Here is a 2,672-nt window from a genome sequence, read left to right on the forward strand (position 1 = left end):
GCAGACACAAGATCGTCCGGTTCGTTGATGTTGAAGAAAGGGTCGATCCCCGCCGATGGCGGAACCGGGAACTCCACCTCGACAAAACCCTGCCGGTCGATGAAAGCCGAAACCCGCCTGATATCCTGATCGACCAGAAAGTGCCGCAAGGCATCGCGGCAGCCGATCGGCCACAGCGCGAAGGTCGGATGCCGCTTGCCGGCCGAGCGGGCAACGGCAATAGAACCGGGGCTTTGATCGGCGGCCCCTGCCAGACGCTCGACAAGGTCCAACGGCAGGAAAGGCGTGTCACCGGCAGCGCTGACGATCGCCTTGCAAGGCCTGTTGGCCGCGGCCCATTCGAGGCCGGTCAGGATTCCGGCGAGCGGACCGGCAAAGCCGGGCACGCTGTCGGCAAGCACCGGCAGTCCAAAGCGCAGGAATCGTGCAGGGTCGCCATTGGCGCTGAGCGCCATCGATTCTATTTGCGGGGCGAAGCGCGACACGACCTGGTCAAGCAGGCAGCCATCGCCAAGCGGCAACAGGCTCTTGTCGCCGCCGCCCATCCGCCTCGACTGGCCACCGGCCAGAACAATCCCCGCAATGTCTCGCTTCATGCCACGAAGCCTGTACGCCAGCCGTCGGAAATCACAAGAACCTTCAATGATCTGGCTAGATTCCGTCCGGAACCATGCTTGGCCCCGTGCTTTCGGCGACGATCTTGCGCCGGCCGACGACCCGCTCGCGGTAGAGCGCATAGAGGCCGGAGCCGATGATGATGGTGGCGCCGACGATCATCGGCAGATCGGGAATGTCCGCGAAGATGAACAGGCCAAGCAGGATCGACCAGATCAGGGCCGTGTAGCGGAACGGCGCGATGAAGGAGATGTCGCCCGCCCGCATCGCCATAATGATGAACTGGTAGCCGATAATCACCAGCACAGCAGCCAGGGCCAGCAGGGCCGTGCTGTTGCCCGTCATCGGCGTCCAGCCGCCCATTGCCGGCAACAGCGCCGCGCCGACGATTGTCATGGCAAGCGCGGTCGCGGTCGACACCAGCAATGTCGGAATGGCCTTGGGGATCCGCTTGGTGGCGAGATCGCGCACCGCGCAGCAGGCGACGCTGGCCAGCGCCGACAGCGAGTAGACGCTGAACCCTTCGAAGCCCGGCCGCACGATGATCAGCACGCCGGCAAATCCGATGGCGATGGCCAGCCAACGCCGCCAACCGACAGTCTCGCCAAAGACAAGTGCCGCTCCCATCGTCACCGCCAGCGGCAGCGCCTGCAGCACCGCCGAAACATTGGCGATCGGCAGATGGGCGAGGGCGACGAGGAAACTCACCGTTGCGCCGGCCTCGCTGATCACGCGCAAGGCGACCAGAGGCTGCAGCATCGAGCCCGGGCGGGCGAGAGCGCCGCGCTGCCAGGCCAGCAGGCCGACGAAAAGCGAAGCGAAAGCCCCACGGATCAACATGACCTGCGCCATGTTCATCGATTGCGACGAGTATTTGGTTATGGCGTCGTTGAGGGTGAAGCCGGCCATCGCCACCATCATGAACAACGCGCCGTGAAGATTTGGAGACAGGGGCAAGACGGCTACCGGTTCTGCTAATACATATCGCCCAAAAGTGACCTCGGTTTTGGGGAAACGACATGCATAAGAAACAAAGACCTGAAGCGCGTGGCCTGAATCCGTTCAAACGCGACGCGCTTTAGGCAGCAAGCCTGTAACAGTCGGGCATGAAACAGCAACAGCAAAGGACTGGGCCACAGCCTTGTTTGTGGCCCGGAATATCGCCTGCGATGGCGAACTTACTTCTTCGGCGTAAGCACCTCGGTGCCATTGCCTTCCTTGCCGGCGATCGTCCAAAGACCGTGCAGCGAACCGTCCGCCGCCACCTTGTAGACGACGAGGCCAATGTCCTTGTCCATGACATAGCCGGCGGAGAAGGCATCATCGTTGCGCATGCAGATGCCGTCGGAAGATGAGCCACCAGTTTCCCAATGGATCGCGCAGGTCGTCCCGCTGGTCAGCGTGATGGTGGCTTCGCCGCCATAGGCCGAGCCGTCGAAGTTGGTGCCGGCGACCGTATAGGTGCCGCCGATCGACTGCGCCGCCGCGGGCACGGCCGCGAGGCCAAGCAGTGCCAGAGAAAGAACGAGTTTGCGCATGGTGTATCCCCCTGCGAGCGAAGAGCAGCTTCCAGGGGAAGGCTAGGCTGGAACAGACTGGCCGTAAATCCGGCTGCGGTTCGCGAACAAGACTTTTTCTGGGGTGTGGTCCGAAACCGTCATGGCCCCTTGAGACTGCCGGCGATGGCGCCGACCAGCGGATCGTATTTCGACTTCAGCGCCGGCGGGTAGTCGACCCAGACCGTACGGATGATACCGTCTTTCCCAAACAGACGTCGCTCGTAGAATATCTTTCCATCCCTCAGGCCCGACAGCACGGCCCAGTCCTTTCCGGCCTTGCTGTAGGTGACCTTGTAGCCCGGCTTCTTGCTCGCCTTCTCCGCCGCGACAAAGCCTTTCGGCGTGTCGTCGTCGACGTTGAGGATGCCCGAGCAGATCAGGCTGGCGCCATCGGCGCTCAGCCATTGCTGTCCGTCGCCATTGTCGGGCTCCGGCTGGCGATCGGTGAAGACGTCGTCGGGAAAGGTGCAGACAGTGCCGAAGCGATCGTTCACATAG

General features: G+C 62.6%; 4 protein-coding genes. All 4 read right to left on the reverse strand.

Features of this window, described 5'->3' with window-relative positions:
• The coding region (gene mobA / locus ENZ75_RS27835) for a molybdenum cofactor guanylyltransferase MobA (protein WP_128278470.1) at positions 1 to 596 on the reverse strand (596 nt) is incomplete at its 3' end.
• Between the two features lie 55 nt (positions 597 to 651).
• Positions 652 to 1,572: a DMT family transporter gene (locus tag ENZ75_RS27840; RefSeq protein ID WP_063167990.1), complete on the reverse strand. Its 921-nt coding sequence runs from the start codon at positions 1,570 to 1,572 to the stop codon at positions 652 to 654.
• Positions 1,573 to 1,793: 221 nt separating this feature from the next.
• Positions 1,794 to 2,153 carry a hypothetical protein gene (locus ENZ75_RS27845; protein WP_013531701.1) on the reverse strand — a complete coding sequence of 120 codons (360 nt, stop codon included), beginning with the start codon at positions 2,151 to 2,153 and terminating at the stop codon, positions 1,794 to 1,796.
• Between the two features lie 119 nt (positions 2,154 to 2,272).
• Positions 2,273 to 2,672: hypothetical protein (locus tag ENZ75_RS27850; RefSeq protein ID WP_128278471.1), on the reverse strand; the 400-nt coding region annotated here is incomplete at its 5' end.

Origin of the sequence: Mesorhizobium sp. M7A.F.Ca.CA.002.04.1.1 (assembly GCF_004022805.1) — a bacterium.
Taxonomy (GTDB): Bacteria; Pseudomonadota; Alphaproteobacteria; order Rhizobiales; family Rhizobiaceae; genus Mesorhizobium; species Mesorhizobium ciceri.